General features: G+C 71.7%; 20 protein-coding genes. 15 read left to right on the top strand and 5 right to left on the bottom strand.

Annotated features, from left to right (window positions below):
• The first annotated feature begins 244 nt into the window (after positions 1-244).
• Positions 245-679, top strand: a complete 435-nt coding sequence (locus ACYVMZ_RS25005) for an ester cyclase (RefSeq protein ID WP_461083310.1) — start codon at positions 245-247, stop codon at positions 677-679.
• Between the two features lie 63 nt (positions 680-742).
• Here ACYVMZ_RS25005 and ACYVMZ_RS25010 read toward each other — a convergent pair whose 3' ends face one another.
• Positions 743-1,078, bottom strand: a complete 336-nt coding sequence (locus ACYVMZ_RS25010) for a YnfA family protein (RefSeq protein WP_461083312.1) — start codon at positions 1,076-1,078, stop codon at positions 743-745.
• Between the two features lie 128 nt (positions 1,079-1,206).
• Here ACYVMZ_RS25010 and ACYVMZ_RS25015 point away from each other — a divergent pair, with 128 nt between their 5' ends.
• The 8 genes from ACYVMZ_RS25015 (at position 1,207) to ACYVMZ_RS25050 (ending at position 8,736) form a co-directional block, all read left to right on the top strand.
• Entirely contained in the window at positions 1,207-1,707 is a 501-nt protein-coding gene (locus ACYVMZ_RS25015) for a hypothetical protein (protein WP_461083314.1), read from the top strand.
• A gap of 138 nt (positions 1,708-1,845) precedes the next feature.
• Positions 1,846-2,319: a MarR family winged helix-turn-helix transcriptional regulator gene (locus tag ACYVMZ_RS25020; protein WP_461083316.1), complete on the top strand. Its 474-nt coding sequence runs from the start codon at positions 1,846-1,848 to the stop codon at positions 2,317-2,319.
• A 288-nt stretch (positions 2,320-2,607) separates the two neighbouring features.
• Complete coding sequence (locus tag ACYVMZ_RS25025) at positions 2,608-3,684, top strand: LLM class flavin-dependent oxidoreductase (RefSeq protein WP_461083318.1); 1,077 nt, start codon at positions 2,608-2,610, stop codon at positions 3,682-3,684.
• Positions 3,685-3,812: 128 nt separating this feature from the next.
• Positions 3,813-4,514, top strand: a complete 702-nt coding sequence (locus ACYVMZ_RS25030; protein ID WP_461083599.1) for a response regulator transcription factor — start codon at positions 3,813-3,815, stop codon at positions 4,512-4,514.
• 6 nt (positions 4,515-4,520) lie between these two features.
• Complete coding sequence (locus ACYVMZ_RS25035) at positions 4,521-5,933, top strand: HAMP domain-containing sensor histidine kinase (RefSeq protein ID WP_461083601.1); 1,413 nt, start codon at positions 4,521-4,523, stop codon at positions 5,931-5,933.
• A gap of 313 nt (positions 5,934-6,246) precedes the next feature.
• Positions 6,247-7,542 carry an ArgE/DapE family deacylase gene (locus ACYVMZ_RS25040; RefSeq protein WP_461083320.1) on the top strand — a complete coding sequence of 432 codons (1,296 nt, stop codon included), beginning with the start codon at positions 6,247-6,249 and terminating at the stop codon, positions 7,540-7,542.
• A gap of 133 nt (positions 7,543-7,675) precedes the next feature.
• Entirely contained in the window at positions 7,676-8,026 is a 351-nt protein-coding gene (locus ACYVMZ_RS25045; protein ID WP_461083322.1) for an ArsR/SmtB family transcription factor, read from the top strand.
• A complete protein-coding gene (locus tag ACYVMZ_RS25050; RefSeq protein WP_461083324.1) occupies positions 8,026-8,736 on the top strand; it encodes a cation transporter in 711 nt (236 codons plus the stop codon). The genes ACYVMZ_RS25045 and ACYVMZ_RS25050 overlap by 1 nt, the downstream gene beginning before the upstream one ends.
• Before the next feature lie 38 nt (positions 8,737-8,774).
• Here ACYVMZ_RS25050 and ACYVMZ_RS25055 read toward each other — a convergent pair whose 3' ends face one another.
• Positions 8,775-9,194 (bottom strand): arsenate reductase ArsC, encoded by a 420-nt coding sequence (locus tag ACYVMZ_RS25055; protein WP_461083326.1) that lies wholly within the window; start codon positions 9,192-9,194, stop codon positions 8,775-8,777.
• Between the two features lie 132 nt (positions 9,195-9,326).
• On the opposite strand from ACYVMZ_RS25055, the gene ACYVMZ_RS25060 reads away from it, so the two are divergent.
• A complete protein-coding gene (locus tag ACYVMZ_RS25060; protein ID WP_461083328.1) occupies positions 9,327-9,635 on the top strand; it encodes an ArsR/SmtB family transcription factor in 309 nt (102 codons plus the stop codon).
• Positions 9,632-10,759 carry an ACR3 family arsenite efflux transporter gene (gene arsB / locus ACYVMZ_RS25065; protein ID WP_461083330.1) on the top strand — a complete coding sequence of 376 codons (1,128 nt, stop codon included), beginning with the start codon at positions 9,632-9,634 and terminating at the stop codon, positions 10,757-10,759. Before ACYVMZ_RS25060 ends, arsB begins: the two co-directional genes overlap by 4 nt.
• A 34-nt stretch (positions 10,760-10,793) precedes the next feature.
• Here the strand turns inward: arsB and ACYVMZ_RS25070 are convergent, their stop codons facing one another.
• A complete protein-coding gene (locus ACYVMZ_RS25070; RefSeq protein ID WP_461083332.1) occupies positions 10,794-11,171 on the bottom strand; it encodes an ArsR/SmtB family transcription factor in 378 nt (125 codons plus the stop codon).
• A gap of 160 nt (positions 11,172-11,331) precedes the next feature.
• Between ACYVMZ_RS25070 and ACYVMZ_RS25075 the strand changes: the two genes are divergently transcribed.
• Positions 11,332-12,705, top strand: coding sequence for an FAD-dependent oxidoreductase (locus ACYVMZ_RS25075; RefSeq protein WP_461083334.1), 1,374 nt, complete (start codon positions 11,332-11,334; stop codon positions 12,703-12,705).
• Positions 12,706-12,815: 110 nt separating this feature from the next.
• Here ACYVMZ_RS25075 and ACYVMZ_RS25080 read toward each other — a convergent pair whose 3' ends face one another.
• Positions 12,816-13,706, bottom strand: a complete 891-nt coding sequence (locus tag ACYVMZ_RS25080; protein ID WP_461083603.1) for a LysR family transcriptional regulator — start codon at positions 13,704-13,706, stop codon at positions 12,816-12,818.
• 78 nt (positions 13,707-13,784) lie between these two features.
• Between ACYVMZ_RS25080 and ACYVMZ_RS25085 the strand changes: the two genes are divergently transcribed.
• From ACYVMZ_RS25085 to ACYVMZ_RS25095, 3 genes are all read left to right on the top strand, one after another.
• A complete protein-coding gene (locus tag ACYVMZ_RS25085; RefSeq protein WP_461083336.1) occupies positions 13,785-14,726 on the top strand; it encodes an EamA family transporter in 942 nt (313 codons plus the stop codon).
• Between the two features lie 8 nt (positions 14,727-14,734).
• Positions 14,735-15,403, top strand: coding sequence for an NAD(P)-dependent oxidoreductase (locus ACYVMZ_RS25090; protein ID WP_461083605.1), 669 nt, complete (start codon positions 14,735-14,737; stop codon positions 15,401-15,403).
• A 208-nt stretch (positions 15,404-15,611) separates the two neighbouring features.
• Positions 15,612-15,932: an antibiotic biosynthesis monooxygenase family protein gene (locus ACYVMZ_RS25095; RefSeq protein ID WP_461083338.1), complete on the top strand. Its 321-nt coding sequence runs from the start codon at positions 15,612-15,614 to the stop codon at positions 15,930-15,932.
• Positions 15,933-16,260: 328 nt separating this feature from the next.
• Here the strand turns inward: ACYVMZ_RS25095 and ACYVMZ_RS25100 are convergent, their stop codons facing one another.
• Positions 16,261-16,902, bottom strand: a complete 642-nt coding sequence (locus ACYVMZ_RS25100; protein ID WP_461083340.1) for a hypothetical protein — start codon at positions 16,900-16,902, stop codon at positions 16,261-16,263.
• Positions 16,903-16,915 lie beyond the last annotated feature (13 nt).

Consider the following 16,915-nt stretch of genomic DNA (forward strand, 5'->3'; position numbering starts at 1 on the left):
GAGCCAGCGTCCTGTGGGCACTCCTGCGTGATAACCGGGCATTCACCTCCGCCCCGCCGGTCACGCAAGCGGCTTGACTTGGTCATTGAGACTCCTGGGGTGGTCCGGTCGGTGGGCTGCCGTCCAGCGTAGGTGACGGGGAACGGGTGCCCGGGTGGTCCGTGACCCCGGTTCCGGGGCGGTGTGCCGGGGTTCGCCGTGGGACAATCGGGGTGGGTGATCCTCCCTGTTCAGGAGGTGGACCATGGGACAGGCGCGTGAGGTCATGGACCGGCTGACCGAGGCGGTCACCTCTCAACCGGACCTCAAGGCCGTCGCCGAGCTGTTCGCCGAGGACGCGGTCGCCGTGACGCCCGACGGCGGGGAGATCCACGGGCGTGACCACATCGTCGAGTGGTGGCGGCAGACGGCGGAGGCGATTCCGGAGGCGACGTTCCAGCCGCTGCACCAGTTCGAGGTCGGCGACACCGCCATCGACGAGGGTTTCTTCACCGGCCGGAACACCGGGCCGCTGCAGTTCCCCTCCGGTGAGACGCTGCCTCCGACGCAGAAGGAGATCAAGGTCCGCGGGGCGGACTTCGCCACCGTGGTGGACGGCCGGATCGTCAGCTACCGGCTCTACTTCGACCAGATGGACTTCCTCGGGCAGCTCGGCGTGCTGCCGGACGTGCCGTCCTGAGACGAGGGCGGTCGGACGTCAGGCCGGACGTCAGGTCGTACGTCACGTACGTCAGGTCGTACGTCAGCCGTTTCGCGGTGTCCACATGATCACCGCCATTCCGGCGAGGCAGACCAGCGCCCCGGCCACGTCCCAGCGGTCGGGGCGGTAGCCGTCCGCGACCACGCCCCACAGGATCGAACCGGCGACGAAGATCCCGCCGTACGCGGCGAGGACGCGACCGAAGTGGGCATCGGGCTGGAAGGTGGCGACGAATCCGTACGCGCCGAGGGCGAGGACACCGCCGACGGCCCACAGCCAGCCGCGGTGTTCGCGTACGCCCTGCCAGACCAGCCAGGCCCCGCCGATCTCGAGGAGCGCGGCGACGACGAACAGGGCGGCGGAGCGGAGGATCAGCATGCGGGCAGCTTCGCACGGCGCCGTACGGCCTTCGGTGTCACCTTCCGCGTCACCTGATGGACGGCGCCTGGGGCTCGCCGGGCGGGGGATACATGCCTACGACCTCGGTGAAGTGAGGAGTGGGCGGTATGCGAAGGACGCGAGTGCTCGCGGTGGGGGCTGCGGCTGCGGCTGCGGCCGCGCTGCTGACCGGTGGAGCCGCCGCGGGGGCGGGGGCGGGTACGGGTACGGGGGCGGTCGGCGGTCCGGAGGCCGATCTGGCGTACCACGGGTCGGCGGCGATGGCCGGGAGCCGGGTGGAGGTGCGGCTGACTCCGCGCAATCACGGGCCGTCGGCCGTGTCGGACGCGACGGTGGGGCTGCGCTGGTCGGTGCCGCTGGCGGACCGGCAGGAACTGCCGGCCGGGTGTGCGCGCTCGGGCCGGCAGGTGGTGCTGTGCCGGACGGGGGCGCTGGCCGCGGACGGGGTGGGGGAGCGGATCGAGCTGCGGGTGTGGCTGCGGGGCGCGCCGCCGGAGGTGCTGCTGGAGCTGGACACGGTGTGGGGTGGCGGGGCGGTGGACCGTAACCGGGACAACGACCGGCAGCGGGTGCTCGTGCTGTCCACCGGGGACGCGTACTACTTCTGACCGCCTGCTTCTGACCGCCTGCTCCTGACGACCTGCTCCTGACCACTTGCTTCCGACCACGCTCGCCGCTCGGCCGTGCGCGGCGCGCGTCCGCTGCGTCGTACGATCTCTGCACGGCGCAGACGAAGGGTGAGCGGTATGGCGGGCACGGCACGCGAGCGGCTGCTGGAGGAACTGTCCACCGTCTCCCGGCGCTACATGGCGTCCTACGCCCTGTTCAACCAGGCCGTCGCCGATCATCTGGGGCTGCATCCGACCGATCTGCAGTGTCTGAACCTGCTGACGCTGGAGGGCGGGCCGGTGACCACGGGCCGGATCGCCGAGCTGACCGGTTTGACGACCGGGTCGGCGACGCGGCTGGTGGACCGGCTGGAGAGGGCGGGGTACGTGGTCAGGGAGCGGGACGCGGCCGACCGGCGGCGGGTGCTGGTGGCGACGGTGCCGGAGAAGGCCGCCGAGTTCGGGCGGGTGTGGGAGCGGCTGGGCGGCGGCTGGTCCGCGCTCTTCGACGACCTGGACGAGTCCCAACTGGCCGTTCTCATCGAGCACATGAGGCGTACGACGGAATTCAGCGGGGAGCAGGTGGCCCGGCTGAGGTCGGGTCAGGTCTGAAGCCCGGCTTCGTACTGTTCCTGCGGCCGGTGCGCCTCGTCGTGGACACGGACACGGACGCGGTGGCCGAGGCGCCGGCGACGGCCGACCCGGTGCACGCGGCGACGCTGCCGCTGAACGCGCTGAACGCGCTGAACGCGCTGAACGCGCTGAACGCGCTGAACGCCGCGCAGGCCCTGGACCTGCCGAAGGGCGGGTCGTCGGGTCGGCTGGATTACTGGATTACTGGATTGAAGGAGGGGTGCGAGTATGGTTTAACGGTCAACAAGATGGAGGGTGGGAGCGACCATGCAGTTCGGGATCTTCAGCGTCGGCGATGTGACGCCCGACCCGACGACCGGCCGGACGCCGACGGAGCGCGAGCGCATCAAGGCCATGGTCGCCATCGCGCTGAAGGCCGAGGAGGTGGGCCTGGACGTCTTCGCGACCGGCGAGCACCACAACCCGCCGTTCGTGCCGTCGTCCCCGACCACCATGCTCGGCCACATCGCGGCGCGCACGGAACGGCTGATCCTCTCCACCGCGACCACCCTGATCACCACCAACGACCCGGTGAAGATCGCCGAGGACTACGCGATGCTCCAGCACCTCGCGGACGGCCGGGTCGACCTCATGCTGGGCCGCGGCAACACCGCCCCGGTCTACCCCTGGTTCGGGCAGGACATCCGCCAGGGCATCCCGCTCGCCATCGAGAACTACGCCCTCCTGCACCGCCTGTGGCGCGAGGACGTCGTCGACTGGGAGGGGAAGTTCCGTACGCCGCTGCGGGGGTTCACGGCCACGCCCCGCCCGCTGGACGGCGTACCGCCGTTCGTCTGGCACGGCTCGATCCGCTCCCCGGAGATCGCCGAGCAGGCCGCGTACTACGGCGACGGCTTCTTCCACAACAACATCTTCTGGCCCGCCGAGCACACCCGGCGCATGGTCGAGCTGTACCGGACCCGCTACGCCCACCACGGCCACGGCACGCCCGAGCAGGCGATCGTCGGCCTCGGCGGACACGTCTTCATGCGGCGGAACTCCCAGGACGCGGTCCGCGAGTTCCGCCCGTACTTCGACGTCGCCCCCGTCTACGGCCACGGACCCTCCCTGGAGGACTTCATGGCGCAGACGCCGCTGACCGTCGGCTCCCCGCAGCAGGTCATCGAGAAGACGCTGACGTTCCGCGAGTACGCCGGCGACTACCAGCGGCAGCTGTTCCTGGTCGACCACGCCGGGCTGCCGCTGAAGACCGTGCTGGAGCAGATCGACCTGCTCGGCGAGGAGGTCGTCCCCGTGCTGCGCAAGGAGTTCGCCGTCGGCCGCCCGGAGCGGGTCCCGGACGCGCCGACCCACGCGTCGCTGCTGGCCCGGGCCCGAGGGTGAGAGCACGGTAGGGCCTCGCTCCCGGTTGCGTCGCGGCAGGTGAGAGGGCAGTAAGAAGGCAGCCCGGGCGCAGCTCATCAGGTCGTACGGCCCGGGGATCTTGGCACTATGGACCCGTGCCCCAAACTGTGCTGCTCGCCGAAGACGACCGCGCCATCCGCCACGCCCTGGAACGCGCCCTGACCCTGGAGGGCTACCAGGTCACGGCGGTCGCCGACGGTGTCGAGGCGCTGGCGCAGGCCCACCGCACCCGCCCGGACGTCCTCGTCCTGGACGTGATGATGCCCGGCATCGACGGCCTCCAGGTGTGCCGCGTGCTGCGCGCCGAGGGCGACCGCACGCCCATCCTGATGCTGACCGCGCTCGTGGAGACCGCGGACCGGATCGCCGGCCTGGACGCGGGCGCCGACGACTACGTCGTCAAACCCTTCGACGTCGAGGAGGTCTTCGCCCGGCTGCGCGCCCTGCTGCGCCGCACCAGCCCGGTGCCCGTGGGCGCCGCGCCGGCCGAGGCACCGAAGGCCCCCGAGCGGTTCATCGAGGCCGCCGGGATCCGCATGGACCCGCAGGCCCGCCGCGCCTGGCGCGGCGCACGCGAGCTCGAGCTGACCCGCACCGAGTTCGAGCTCCTGGAACTGCTGGTCCGCAACGCGGGCATCGTCCTGGACCACTCCACCATCTACGACCGCATCTGGGGCTACGACTTCGGCCCCGGCTCCAAGAACCTCGCCGTCTACGTCGGCTACCTGCGCCGCAAGCTCGACGAGCCGGACGCGCCGCAGCTGATCCACACGGTGCGCGGCGTGGGTTACGTGCTGCGGGAGGACTGAGTGGCCCTGGGCCGCCTCGGGCGGCTGCTGGCGCGGCGGCGGCCCCACCTGGTGTCGCTGCGGACCACGTTCGCGGTGTCGTTCGCCGCCGTCACGGCGGTCGTCACCGTCCTCGTCGGCATCCTGTCCTACAGCGCGGCGGCCCGGCTGGTGCGGGTGGACCAGCAGTCGGTGTTCAACGAGGTGGTGCAGGACCTGCGCAACGAGGTCCGGCAGAACCGCATGTCACCCGGCGACTTCTCCTCCTCCGCCCCCGGCCACGACCTGGTCCGGCCCGCCCGCACCGACGTGCAGGTCCTCGGCCCGGACGGCCGCGTCGTCGACCCGGGCAGCCCGGGCCTGCCGGTCACGGACGCCGACCGTCGGGTCGCGGCCGCCACCACCGCCGGACGCGTCGCCCAGCACCAGGACGTCGACGTCGGTGACGACGTCTACCGCGTCGCGACCGTCGCGCTCGGCGGCGGCCGGGGCGCCGTGCAGGTCGCGCAGGAGTTCAGCGACACCGAGGACCTGCTGCGTGCCCTCCAGCGCCGCACGCTGCTCCTCATGGCCGCCGTGGTGACCGCCGCCGGCCTGTTCGGCTGGTGGCTGGCCCGGCGCATCACCCGCCGCCTGATCGTCCTCACCTCCGCCGCCGAGGACGTCGCCCGCACCCGCCGGCTCGGCATCCAGGTGCCCGTCGCCGGCCACGACGAGGTGGGCCGCCTCGGCCGCGCCTTCGACCGCATGCTCGGCCGTCTCGCCCAGTCCGAGGAGGACCAGCGCCGCCTCGTCCAGGACGCGGGCCACGAGCTGCGTACGCCGCTGACGTCTCTCCGTACGAACATCTCGCTGCTGCGCCGCATCGACGAACTCCCGCCCGAGACGCGCGAGGAACTGGTCGCCGACCTGGGGCAGGAGGCCCGCGAGCTCACCGACCTCGTCAACGAGCTCGTCGACCTCGCGGCCGGGCAGTCCGACACCGAGCCGCCGCAGCGGGTCGACCTCGCGGACCTCGCCGAGGACGTGGCGGGTCTGGCCCGGCGCCGCAGCGGGCGGCGGATCGTGGTCCGCGCGAGCGGCGACACGACGACGGACGGCCGGCCGGGGATGCTGACGCGGGCGGTGTCGAATCTGGTGGAGAACGCGGTGAAGTTCGACCAGGGCGGCACGGCACCGATCGAGATCGTCGTCGCCGGACCGGCCCGGCCCGGCACGATCCGCGTCGAGGTCCTCGACCGCGGCCCGGGCATCGCCGACGACGACCTCGTCCGCGTCTTCGACCGCTTCTACCGCGCCGCCGACGCACGCTCCCTGCCGGGATCGGGGCTGGGCCTGTCGATCGTCCGCGAGGTGGCCCTCGCCCATGGGGGAGCACCGTTCGCGGTGCGGCGGGACGGGGGCGGGGTGGTGATCGGGTTCACGGTGGGCGGGGGCTGACTGCCGTCGGCCGGGCCGGGGGCTGAGTGCCGTGCGCTGTGCCGGATGCCCGGCGTTGCGACTGGGGCTGGGGGCGCACCTTCGCGGCGCTGCGGGGTGCGGTCGGCCGAGCCGGGTGTGCTGCCCGCGGGCATACGGGCCCGCAGTCGCCCACGCACGGAAGGGGACGTGCCGCCACGGCCGGCGGAGACGCCGGGTGGCCCGGGCGACGGGCCAGTTCGGCAGGCCGAGGGCGGATACCTGTGGGCCGGGATGAGCAGGCATCCGTGCGGGGGCGCGATCGTCGCGGCCCGATCGAGGGGAGGCCGGCAGCGTGTTGCCGGATGAGGAGGCCGCCGTTCTGGCGGCGATCGACGAGGTGGCCCTGGGGCGGACGCTGCTGGAGCTGATCGCGGTGCCGAGCGTGACCGGGAGCGCCGCCGAGTCGGAGCTCCAGCACCAGCTGGCCGGGCGGCTGGAGCGGCTCGGTCTGGACGTCGACCTGTGGTCCATGGACCTGCCCGCGCTGTACGCCGACCCCGGCTTTCCCGGCGCGGAGGCACCCCGCGAGGAGGCGTGGGGGCTGGTGGGGACCACGCCGGACGGCGGTGACGGGCCGACGCTCATCCTCCAGGGGCACGTCGACGTCGTCCCGCCCGGCGACCTCGCCGCCTGGGACGGCGACCCGTTCGTGCCGCGCGTGGCGGGCGACCTCATCCACGGGCGCGGTGCCTGCGACATGAAGGCGGGGCTGGCCGCGCACCTCGCCGCGCTGGCGGCGATACGGGCGGCGGGGACACGCCTGCGCGGCCGGGTCGCCGTGCACTTCGTCGTCGGGGAGGAGGACGGCGGGCTCGGTGCCTTCGGCACACTCCGGCGCGGGTACGGCGGCGACGCCTGCGTCATCGCCGAGCCGACCGACGGGACGCTCATCACCGCCAACGCGGGCGCCCTGACCTTCCGTATCACCGTCCCCGGCAAGGCGGCCCACGCCAGCTCCCGGGAGCAGGGCGTGAGCGCCATCGACGCGTACCTACCCGTGCACCGCGCGCTGGCCGAGCTGGAGGCCGCCCGCAACACCGACCCCGACCCGCTGCTGGCCGAGTATCCGATCCCGTACGCCCTGTCCGTCGGCACCCTGCGTTCCGGCGACTGGGCCAGCAGCGTGCCGGACCTGCTGGTCGCCGAGGGCCGGCTCGGGGTCCGGCTCGGCGAGGACCCGGCCGACGCCCGCGCCGCCCTCGAGCAGTGCGTGGCCGAGGCGTGCGCCGCCGACCCCTGGCTGCGGGAGCATCCGGCGACCGTGACCTGGCCCGGCGGGCAGTTCGCCGCCGGACGGCTGCCGCAGGGGCACCCGCTGCCGGACGTGATCCGAGGCGCGTGGAGCGACCTCACCGGCGACCCCGGCCCCGGCCCGGCCCCCGCCCCCGCCCCCGTCCTGCGCGAGCGCGGGGCGACGTACGGCAGTGACCTGCGGCTGTACACCGCGGCCGGGATCCCGACACTGCAGTTCGGGCCGGGGGACATCGGGGTGGCGCACAGCGAGCGGGAGCACGTGTCGCTGCGGGAGGTCGTGGCGGTGACGCGGACGCTCGCACTGACCGTGCTGCGGACGGTAGGCACCAAGTGAACCACTGGGACAGCACGAGTACAGGCGATCACCCACGGCCCGGCCCGGCCCGACCCGGCCCGGCCCGACCCGACCCCGACACCGACCTCGCCGGGCCCGGCGTGGATACACAGTTTCCTGAATTCACGAATTCATGTATCGTCGGCACGTGCTGACCGTCGCCCCCGAGGTCGAGGTGCTCGCGCGCTTCGGCCGCGCCCTCGCCGACCCGATCCGCTGCCGACTGCTGCTCGCCCTGCGCGAGGCCCCGGCGCACCCCTCCGACCTGGCCGAACGGCTCGGTGTCTCGCGTACCCGGCTCTCCAACCACCTGGCGTGCCTGCGTGACTGCGGCCTCGTCGTCGCCGTCCCCGTCGGGCGGCGCACCCGCTACGAACTCGCCGACCCCCGCCTCGGGCACGCGCTCGACGACCTGCGCACCGCCGTCGTCGCCGTGGAGACGGACCGCGGTTGCCCCGAGGCGGCCGAGAAGGGGTGCTGCTGATGACCACGCTCTCCCTCGGCCCGCCGCCGGCCCGGCGCGATCTGCTCGCCCGCCGCATACGCTTCCTCGTCGCGGCGACGATCACGTACAACGTGGTCGAGGCGATCGTGGCGATCACCGCGGGCACACTCGCGTCCTCCACCGCGCTGATCGGCTTCGGCCTCGACTCCGTCATCGAGGTCTCCTCGGCGGCGGCGGTGGCGTGGCAGTTCTCCGCCGCGGACCACACGGTGCGTGAGGCACGGGAGAAGACCACGCTGCGGATCATCGCGGTCTCGTTCTTCGCGCTGGCCGCCTACGTCACCGTCGACGCCGTACGCGCCCTGGCCGGCACCGGCGAGGCCGGCCGTTCTCTCCCCGGCATCGTGCTCGCCGCGCTCTCCCTGCTGGTCATGCCGTTCCTGTCCGCCGCGCAGCGCCGCGCCGGACGGGAACTCGGCTCGCTGTCCGCGGTCGCGGACTCCCGGCAGACCCTGCTGTGCACCTACCTGTCCGCCGTCCTCCTGGCGGGCCTGGTGCTCAACGCCACCCTCGGCTGGTCCTGGGCCGACCCCGTGGCCGCCCTGGTCATCGCCGTCATCGCGGTCAAGGAAGGCCGGGCCGCCTGGCAGGGCGAGGGGTGCTGCGCCGCACCCGCCGCCGCCCTGGCGCCCTCGGCCGGTGCCGGGACGGACGGGTGCGGTTGCCGTCAGGGCTGCGCCTGCTGCTGAAGTCCGCCGCTCCCGGGCCGGTCGGCGACGCTCAGGGCTCAGGCCTCCTGCTTGGCGTCGATCTCCGCGATCAGTGCCTCGATACGGGTCCTGATCTCGTCGCGGATCGGCCGGACGGCCTCGACGCCCTTGCCCGCCGGGTCCTCCAGGGCCCAGTCGAGGTACTTCTTGCCCGGGAAGACCGGGCAGGCGTCGCCGCAGCCCATGGTGATGACGTAGTCGGACGCCTGGACGGCCTCGGTGGTCAGGATCTTCGGCCTGGCCCCGGAGATGTCGATGCCGACCTCCTTCATGGCCTCGACCGCGGCCGGATTGACCTGGTCACCCGGGACGGAGCCGGCGGAGCGGACCTCGATCCGGTCCCCCGCGAGATGGCTGAGGAATCCGGCGGCCATCTGCGAGCGCCCGGCGTTGTGGACGCAGACGAACAGCACGGAGGCGAGCGGGCTGGAGGACATGGGTTCTTCCTTCACGATGTGGGTCGAGCGTGCCCGCCGAGGAGACGGCCACGCGCCCTGCGGCCTGGTGCGCGATCAGGGCGGCGAGACGCTCGTATGCATCAGCCTGGAGTGATGTGACAGTATCAGTCCATGATGACGTCAGTCGACACTGATCTGATCCGGGTGCTGGCTGACCCGCTCAGGCTCCGCATCGTGACCCTGCTCGCCGAAGAGACGCTGTGCACCACCCACCTGGTGGAGGAGACCGGTGCGAAGCAGACCAACCTCTCCAACCACCTGAGAGTGCTGCGCGAGGCCGGGGTCGTCGAGACGGAGCCGTGCGGCCGGTACACGTACTACAGGCTGCGCCCGGACGTCATCGCCACTCTCGCCGGCCAGTTCGCCGACCTGGCCGAGTCCGCTCGCAACGCCGCCGACAACAAGAGGGCCTGCCCGTGACCCGCACCGAAGCATCCACGACCGCCGAAGCATCCGCGACAGCCGAGGAGTCCTCGGTCGTCGCGAAGCTGTCGACGCTCGACCGTTTCCTCGCCGTCTGGATCCTGCTCGCCATGGCCCTCGGCCTGGGCCTGGGCCGCGTGATCCCCGGCCTGAACGACGCTTTGGCCAAGGTCGAGATCGGCGGCATCTCGCTCCCGATCGCCATCGGCCTGCTGATCATGATGTATCCGGTGCTGGCCAAGGTCCGCTACGACAGGCTCGACGCCGTCACCGGCGACCGCAAGCTCATGGCCTCGTCGCTGGTCATCAACTGGATCCTCGGCCCGGCGGTGATGTTCGCCCTGGCGTGGATCTTCCTGCCCGACCTGCCGGAGTACCGCACCGGCCTGATCATCGTCGGCCTCGCCCGCTGCATCGCCATGGTCATCATCTGGAACGACCTGGCGTGCGGCGACCGCGAGGCCGCCGCCGTCCTGGTGGCCCTGAACTCGGTCTTCCAGGTGCTGGCGTTCGGCCTGCTCGGCTGGTTCTACCTCGACCTGCTGCCCGGCTGGCTGAACCTCGGCGACGGCGAGCACCTGGACATCTCCATGTGGAAGATCGCCCTGAACGTCGTCATCTTCCTCGGCATCCCCCTGCTGGCCGGGTTCCTCACCCGCCGCATCGGCGAGCGGAAGCTGGGCCGGGAGAAGTACGAGACGGGCTTCCTTCCCAAGATCGGCCCGTGGGCCCTGTACGGCCTGCTCTTCACGATCGTCATCCTCTTCGCCCTGCAGGGAAAGACGATCACCTCGCAGCCGCTGGACGTGGCCCGTATCGCGGTTCCGCTGCTGGTCTACTTCGCCGTGATGTGGTTCGGCACCTTCGCCCTCGGCAAGGCGATCGGCCTGGCCTACGACCGCACCGCCACGCTCGCCTTCACAGCGGCGGGCAACAACTTCGAGCTGGCCATCGCGGTCGCCATCGCGACCTTCGGCGTCACCTCCGGCCAGGCGCTCTCCGGCGTGGTCGGCCCGCTGATCGAGGTCCCGGTCCTGGTCGCGCTCGTGTACGTCTCCCTGGCCTGGCGGCGGAAGTTCGCTCCTGCCCGGCAGTTGACGGCGGCACCGCGGGAGGGCTGACACACCGCCTGGAGAACGGGATGAGCGGGGTGGGTCAGATCGCGGCCGGCGCGGTGGTCAGCAGCTTGCCCATCGCGGCCAGCACGGACGGCTCGACGCGGTAGTACACCCAGGTGCCGCGCCGCTCCGAGGTCAGCAGCCCGGCCTCCTTGAGCTTCTTCAGGTGGTGGGAGACGGTCGGCTGCGAGACGCCGACGTCGGAGATGTCGCACACGCACGCCTCACCGCCCTCGTGCGAGGCCACGGCGGAGAACAGCCGCAGCCGCACCGGATCGCCGAGCGCCTTGAACATCCGCGCGGCCGTCTCGGCCTCCTCCGCGGTGAACGGGCGCTCGGTGAGCGGCGGGCAGCACGGCGCCACGGCCTCGGGGGTGTCGGCTTCGAGCAGCGGCAGCACCTTCATGTTCGACATGCATCTATGTTGACATACGTCGAACTGGGCGCACGCACCCACGCGTCCGAAAAGAGGTCATCAATTCGATGATCGTCTATGTTGACCCTCATCGAATCAAGTGCCATGCTGGCCCTGCAAGCCATCGACGAACGTCGAAACAAAGGGGAACCTCGTGGCCGTGTCCATCAACAGCGTGCCCACCACCGACCAGCTGCCGGTCGTAGTCGTCGGAGCAGGACCGATCGGCCTGGCAGCCGCCGCCCACCTCGTAGAGCGCGGCCTGGAACCGCTGGTCCTGGAAGCCGGACCGTCGGCGGGCACCGCCGTACGCGACTGGGCGCACGTACGACTGTTCTCGCCGTGGGCCGAGCTCACCGACCCGGCCGCCGAAAAGCTGCTCGCCCCGACCGGCTGGACCCGCCCCGACGGTGCCACGTACCCCACCGGCGGCGACTGGGCCGAGCGGTACCTCCAGCCGCTCGCCGACGCGCTCGGCGACAGGATCCGCTTCGGCACGACGGTCACCGGCGTCGCCCGTGCGGGCCGCGACCGCGTCGTCGACGCCGACCGCGACGAGCAGCCCTTCACCGTGCACATCCGGACGGCGGACGGCCGCGAGGACCGGCTCACCGCCCGCGCCGTCGTCGACGCCTCCGGCACCTGGGCCACCCCCAGCCCGCTGGGCGCCGACGGCCTGCCCGCCCTCGGCGAGAAGGCGGCCGGTGCCCACATCTCCTACCGCGTCCCCGACCTCGACGACCCGGCCGTGCGCGCCCGTTACGCGGGCCGGCGCACCGCTGTCGTCGGCTCCGGCGCCTCAGCCTTCACCGCGCTGGCCCAACTCGCCGACCTGGCCGGGCAGGAGCCGGGCACACACGCGGTGTGGATCCTGCGCCGCGGCATCGGCGCGACCACCTTCGGCGGCGGCGAGGCCGACCAGCTGCCCGCCCGCGGCGCGCTCGGCCTGCGCGCCAAGGCCGCGGTGGAGGACGGCCACGCGAGCGCGGTCACCGGCTTCCGTACACAGGCTGTGGAACGTGACGGCGACCGGCTCGTCCTGGTCGCCGAGGACGGCCGCCGTACGGACCCGGTCGACGAGGTCATCGTGCTCACCGGCCTGCGCCCCGACCTCTCCTTCCTCTCCGAACTCCGCCTCGGCCTCGATGAACGCCTCCAGGCCCCCATCGCGCTGGCCCCCCTCATCGACCCGAACGTGCACTCCTGCGGCACGGTCTATCCGCACGGCGTGAACGAGCTCTCCCACCCGGAGAAGGACGTCTACCTGGTCGGCATGAAGTCCTACGGCCGCGCCCCCACCTTCCTCGCGATGACCGGCTACGAGCAGGTCCGCTCCATCGCCGCAGCCCTCGCCGGAGACCGCGAGGCCGCCGAACGCGTCGAACTGACCCTGCCGGAGACCGGCGTGTGCGGCGGCGCGGGCCTGTACGACACCCCGGACGCCGCCGAGGCCGACACGAACGGCGGCTGCTGCGGCACCCCGACGACCCTGCAGATCGGCACCGGCGCCCCGGCCTCCTCCAACGGCTGCTGAACCCCAGGAGGCGGCCATGACGAGGCCGGCCTGGCCACGGCGGAGGAGACCGACACCACCTGCTGCTACGCCCTCCAGGACAACCGACTGCGGATCAAGGGCCCGTAAGGCTACGTCTGCGACCGGACCCCGAGGACGTCGAGCATCGCCCGGGTGGCCGGGCTGGGGTTGAAGCGGCTCCACGCCAGATACTCGATGCGGTGCGGCCCGTCGACCACCGGGACCAGGGCCAGTTCGGGGAAGTCGGCGGCCAGCGGCCGGATGAACGCCGACGGCAGCAGGGCGATGCCCAGCCCGCGCACGACCAGCCGGGTGATCAGCTCGACGACGCCCGCCTCGTACGCGACGTCGCGCACCAGGCCCGCGGCGGCGAAGGCCTGATCGGACTGGGCCCGGGCGGGTGTCCCGGCCATGAAGTCCACGAACGTCTCCTCGGCGATCTCCGGCAGTGTGACCCGGGAGGCGCCCGCCAGCCGGTGTCCGGCCGGCACCACCAGCACGTGTTCGTCGTGATCGAGGACAACGGTCTCCACGCCGGACGGCCGTTCGCCCTCCGGCAGGCCGAGGAAGGCGATGTCCAGGTCGCCGCCGCGGATCGCCGCCGCCAGTTCGTCGCTGCGCCCGGAGCGGAGGACGACGCGGACCTCCGGGTGCTGGGCGCGGTACCGCTGCAGCAGTTCGGGTACGTCGACGGCAGCCGTGGTCACGATCACACCGACGGCGAGCCGGCCGCGTACCACGCCGGTCGCGGCGGCGGCGTCGGCGACCGCGCGGTCGGCGGCGGCCAGGCACTCGCGCGCCCTGGCGACGAACGCCGCCCCGGCGCTGGTCAGTTCGACGCGGCGGCTGGACCGGGCGAAAAGCTTGACCCCGAGCTCCCGTTCCAGGCCGGCGATCCGGTGGCTGAGTGACGACTGCACCACGGAGCAGTGCTCCGCGGCGCGGGTGAAGTTGCGGGTTTCGGCGACGGCGACGACGTATCGCATCTGCTGGAGATCCACCCGGCCATCGTTGTCGTTCATGGTTGGCATGACAACCATGCGTTGGAATCATGTCCTGCGGCACTGAGACTTCCTGCCATGCATACGTCCGCACCGCGGGCGGCGACCGTCGCCCTGACCGCACTCGCTCCCGCGTCCTGGGGCACCACGTACGTCGTCACCACGGAACTCCTACCGCCCGGGCATCCCCTGTTCGCCGGGCTGATGCGCGCCCTGCCTGCCGGGCTGCTCGCGCTGGCGATCACCCGCGTGCTCCCACGCGGGGACTGGTGGTGGAAAGCCGCCGTCCTCGGCGCGCTCAACATCGGCGCCCTGTTCCCGCTGTTGTTCCTGGCGGCCGAACGACTCCCCGGCGGTGTCGCCGCCACCCTCAGCGCCACCCAGCCGCTGCTGGTCGCCGGGTTGGCCATCGCGGTGCTCCACGACCGGCCGACGGCCTGGCGATGGACCTGGGGTGTGATCGGCGTGGTCGGGGTCGGACTCGTCGTACTCGGACCTCAGGCCCGGCTGGACGCCGCCGGGGTGCTCGCCGGCCTCGGTGGAACGGCCGCCATGGCCGGTGGGGTCGTCCTCACCAAACGCTGGGGCCGTCCGGCGGAGGCCGGCCCCATGACCCTGGCCGGCTGGCAACTGACGGCCGGCGGCCTGCTGCTGCTCCCGGTCACCCTGGCGATCGAGGGGGCCCCGGAGCGGATCGACGCGGGAGCGGTCGGCGGCTACCTGTGGCTCGGCAGCATGGGCGGGCTGATCGCGTACACGCTGTGGTTCCGCGGCATCGGCAAGCTGCCGGTCGGCGCGTCCGCACCGCTGGTGCTGCTGTCCCCGCTGGTCGCGACCGTCATCGGCATCGCGCTGGGCGAGTCCCTGAGCCTGCCGCAGATCTTCGGCTTCGTCCTCGCCCTGGCCGCCTTGCTCGCCGCGCAGCTCGATCCCCCGGACCTGTCCGGCCGCATCGCGCGCGGCCGGCCCGCGGGAGATCACGTTCAAGAAGCCCGGATCCAAGAAGGACAGGTTCGATGAGGAAGAGCATGACGATCGCCGTGCTGGGTGCCACCGGGATGGTCGGCAGCCGAGTGATCACCGAAGCCGGCGCACGCGGACACCACGTGCTCGCCCTGTCCCGGAAGCCTGCGAGCGAGCACCCGAACGTCACGCCGATCGCGGTCGACGCGAACGACTCGCACGCCGTAGGCGAGGCACTCGCAGGCTCCGCCGCGAAGGGCACGGCGGACGCCGTGGTACTGACCCTGCGGACCATGCCGGTCGACCAGGAGTTCCTGGTCGGCACCACCCGCACGGTGCTGGACATCGCCGCCCGGCTGGGGATGCGCGTGCTCGTGGTCGGCGGCGCCGGCGCGCTGCGCAGCCCCGGCGAGCAGGATCTGCTGGTCGCCGACGACCCCGCCTACGTCCCCGCCGAGGTGCAGGCCGTCGCCGCCGCCGGGGTCGCTCAGCTGCGGACCTGCCAGGCCCATGCCGGTGCCGACTGGGTCTACCTGAGCCCGCCGGCCCTGCTGGAACCCGGCGAACGAACCGGCCGCTACCGGCGCGGCACCGACACCCTGCTCACCGGCGCCGACGGCCGGTCATGGATCAGCGCGGAGGACCTGGCCGTCGCGGTGGTCGACGAACTGGAGGCCCCTGGTCCGGAGCGGCACATCACGGTCGTCCACGGCGACCTCGCCGGCGACCAGTGAAAAAGGGCGCTCGGAGCGCTCGGATGAAATCGGCCGCACAGGGCTCGGCCCGAAGCTCCCCAAGCTTGGTGTGCGGAAGGTCCTGGGTCCCGAACTTCCTTGTGAGGCAGGTGCGTTGCGCAGTGGCCTGGAAGAAACGCGGTGCCGATCCGTGTTGCCGCCTGTGACAGACACCGTGATGCACAGGGCCTGCGAGGAGATATCGAGCATGACCGAGATCAGCACGGACGGCGACGTGGTCACCTACATCAATGTCTTCACCGTCGCTCCCGAGAATCAGCAACGTCTCATCGAGCTGCTCCAGTACATGGCGCGGGAGGTCATGCCGAAGCAGCCTGGCTATGTACAGGCCAATATCCACCGGGGTCTTGAGGGCACTCGAGTGGCCAACTACAACCAGTGGCGCTCGCAAGCGGATCTGGCGGCCGCGCGCGAGAACGCCGAGGTGCGGGCGTGCATGGAGCAAGTACTGAAGATCGCGACGCTCGACCTCGTACCGTACGAGGTCGTGTCCGTACACCGGCCGTAGGTCTGTGGCCGGGAAGCTTTGCCAGTTTGTGTTCAGGCTGCCGTTTGTGTGTGCCGCTTACGAGCGCGTCTCCGCAAGAGGCACCAGGTCAGGGCCACACCAAGCAGTACGGCTGATGCCCCGCCTCATGCAGCCGATGGCTGGCGTCCTGCCACTCGTGCAGCGATTGGGAGGGGCGGGGCGTTGACCTGGGGTTTGCTGGCGATTTGTGCGCTGACTACCGAAACTACTCTCGGTAGTTTTCACTGGTCGATGTCATACGGGTCGGCCACCTGCGGAAAGCCGCTAAACAATGCTCACCACTTGAATCCGCCCCAGGCGGCGCCGGTCAATGGGCCGTCCCGGGAAGTCGGAGCGTCCGCGCGAAGTCGTCCAGTGCCTCCATTGCCGCGGCGATCACTTCCGGATCGTCGTGGTGGCCGCGGAGCAGGACGTCGGGGAGGCCGGGCGGGGTGTGCCAGTGGTACGTCACCGAGGTCATCATGATGGTGCTGTCCGCAGGGTAGGAGCGGGTGACCCGGACCCCGTCCGCGCCCAGGTGCGGAGAGGCGAACGGCACGCTGCCGGTTCGCTGCTGCCACTCGGGGATTTCCGGGTGCGGCACCGTGAGCGCGGTGACTCCCTCGCAGGAGGCAGCGTCACGGGCCTCGCAGTGGAGGCGGGTGGCGTGCATCACCAGCGGCATGTAGGTCAGCGGAACGGGGTGGTAGATGAACGCCTCGTCGGCCTGCAGCTTGTCCCGAAGCGTGACGATCGTCTGCTCGTAGAAGCTCTTGTGGAACCGGCGAATTTTGCGCGTGAGTTCGATGTCGTGGACGGCGGCCAGGCCGGTCAGGTGGAGGTCCAGCCATTCCTTGAAGGTCTTCTTGTCGATCTGGAGGTGAAGATAGCCCCAGAGGTCTGGGTTGGCATCCGTGTCGATGTGGAGCGGGGCGCCGAGGTCAGTGCTCCACAGGGTGCCTTCGGACATGAGTGGTCTCTTT

This window comes from Streptomyces deserti (genome assembly GCF_054782695.1).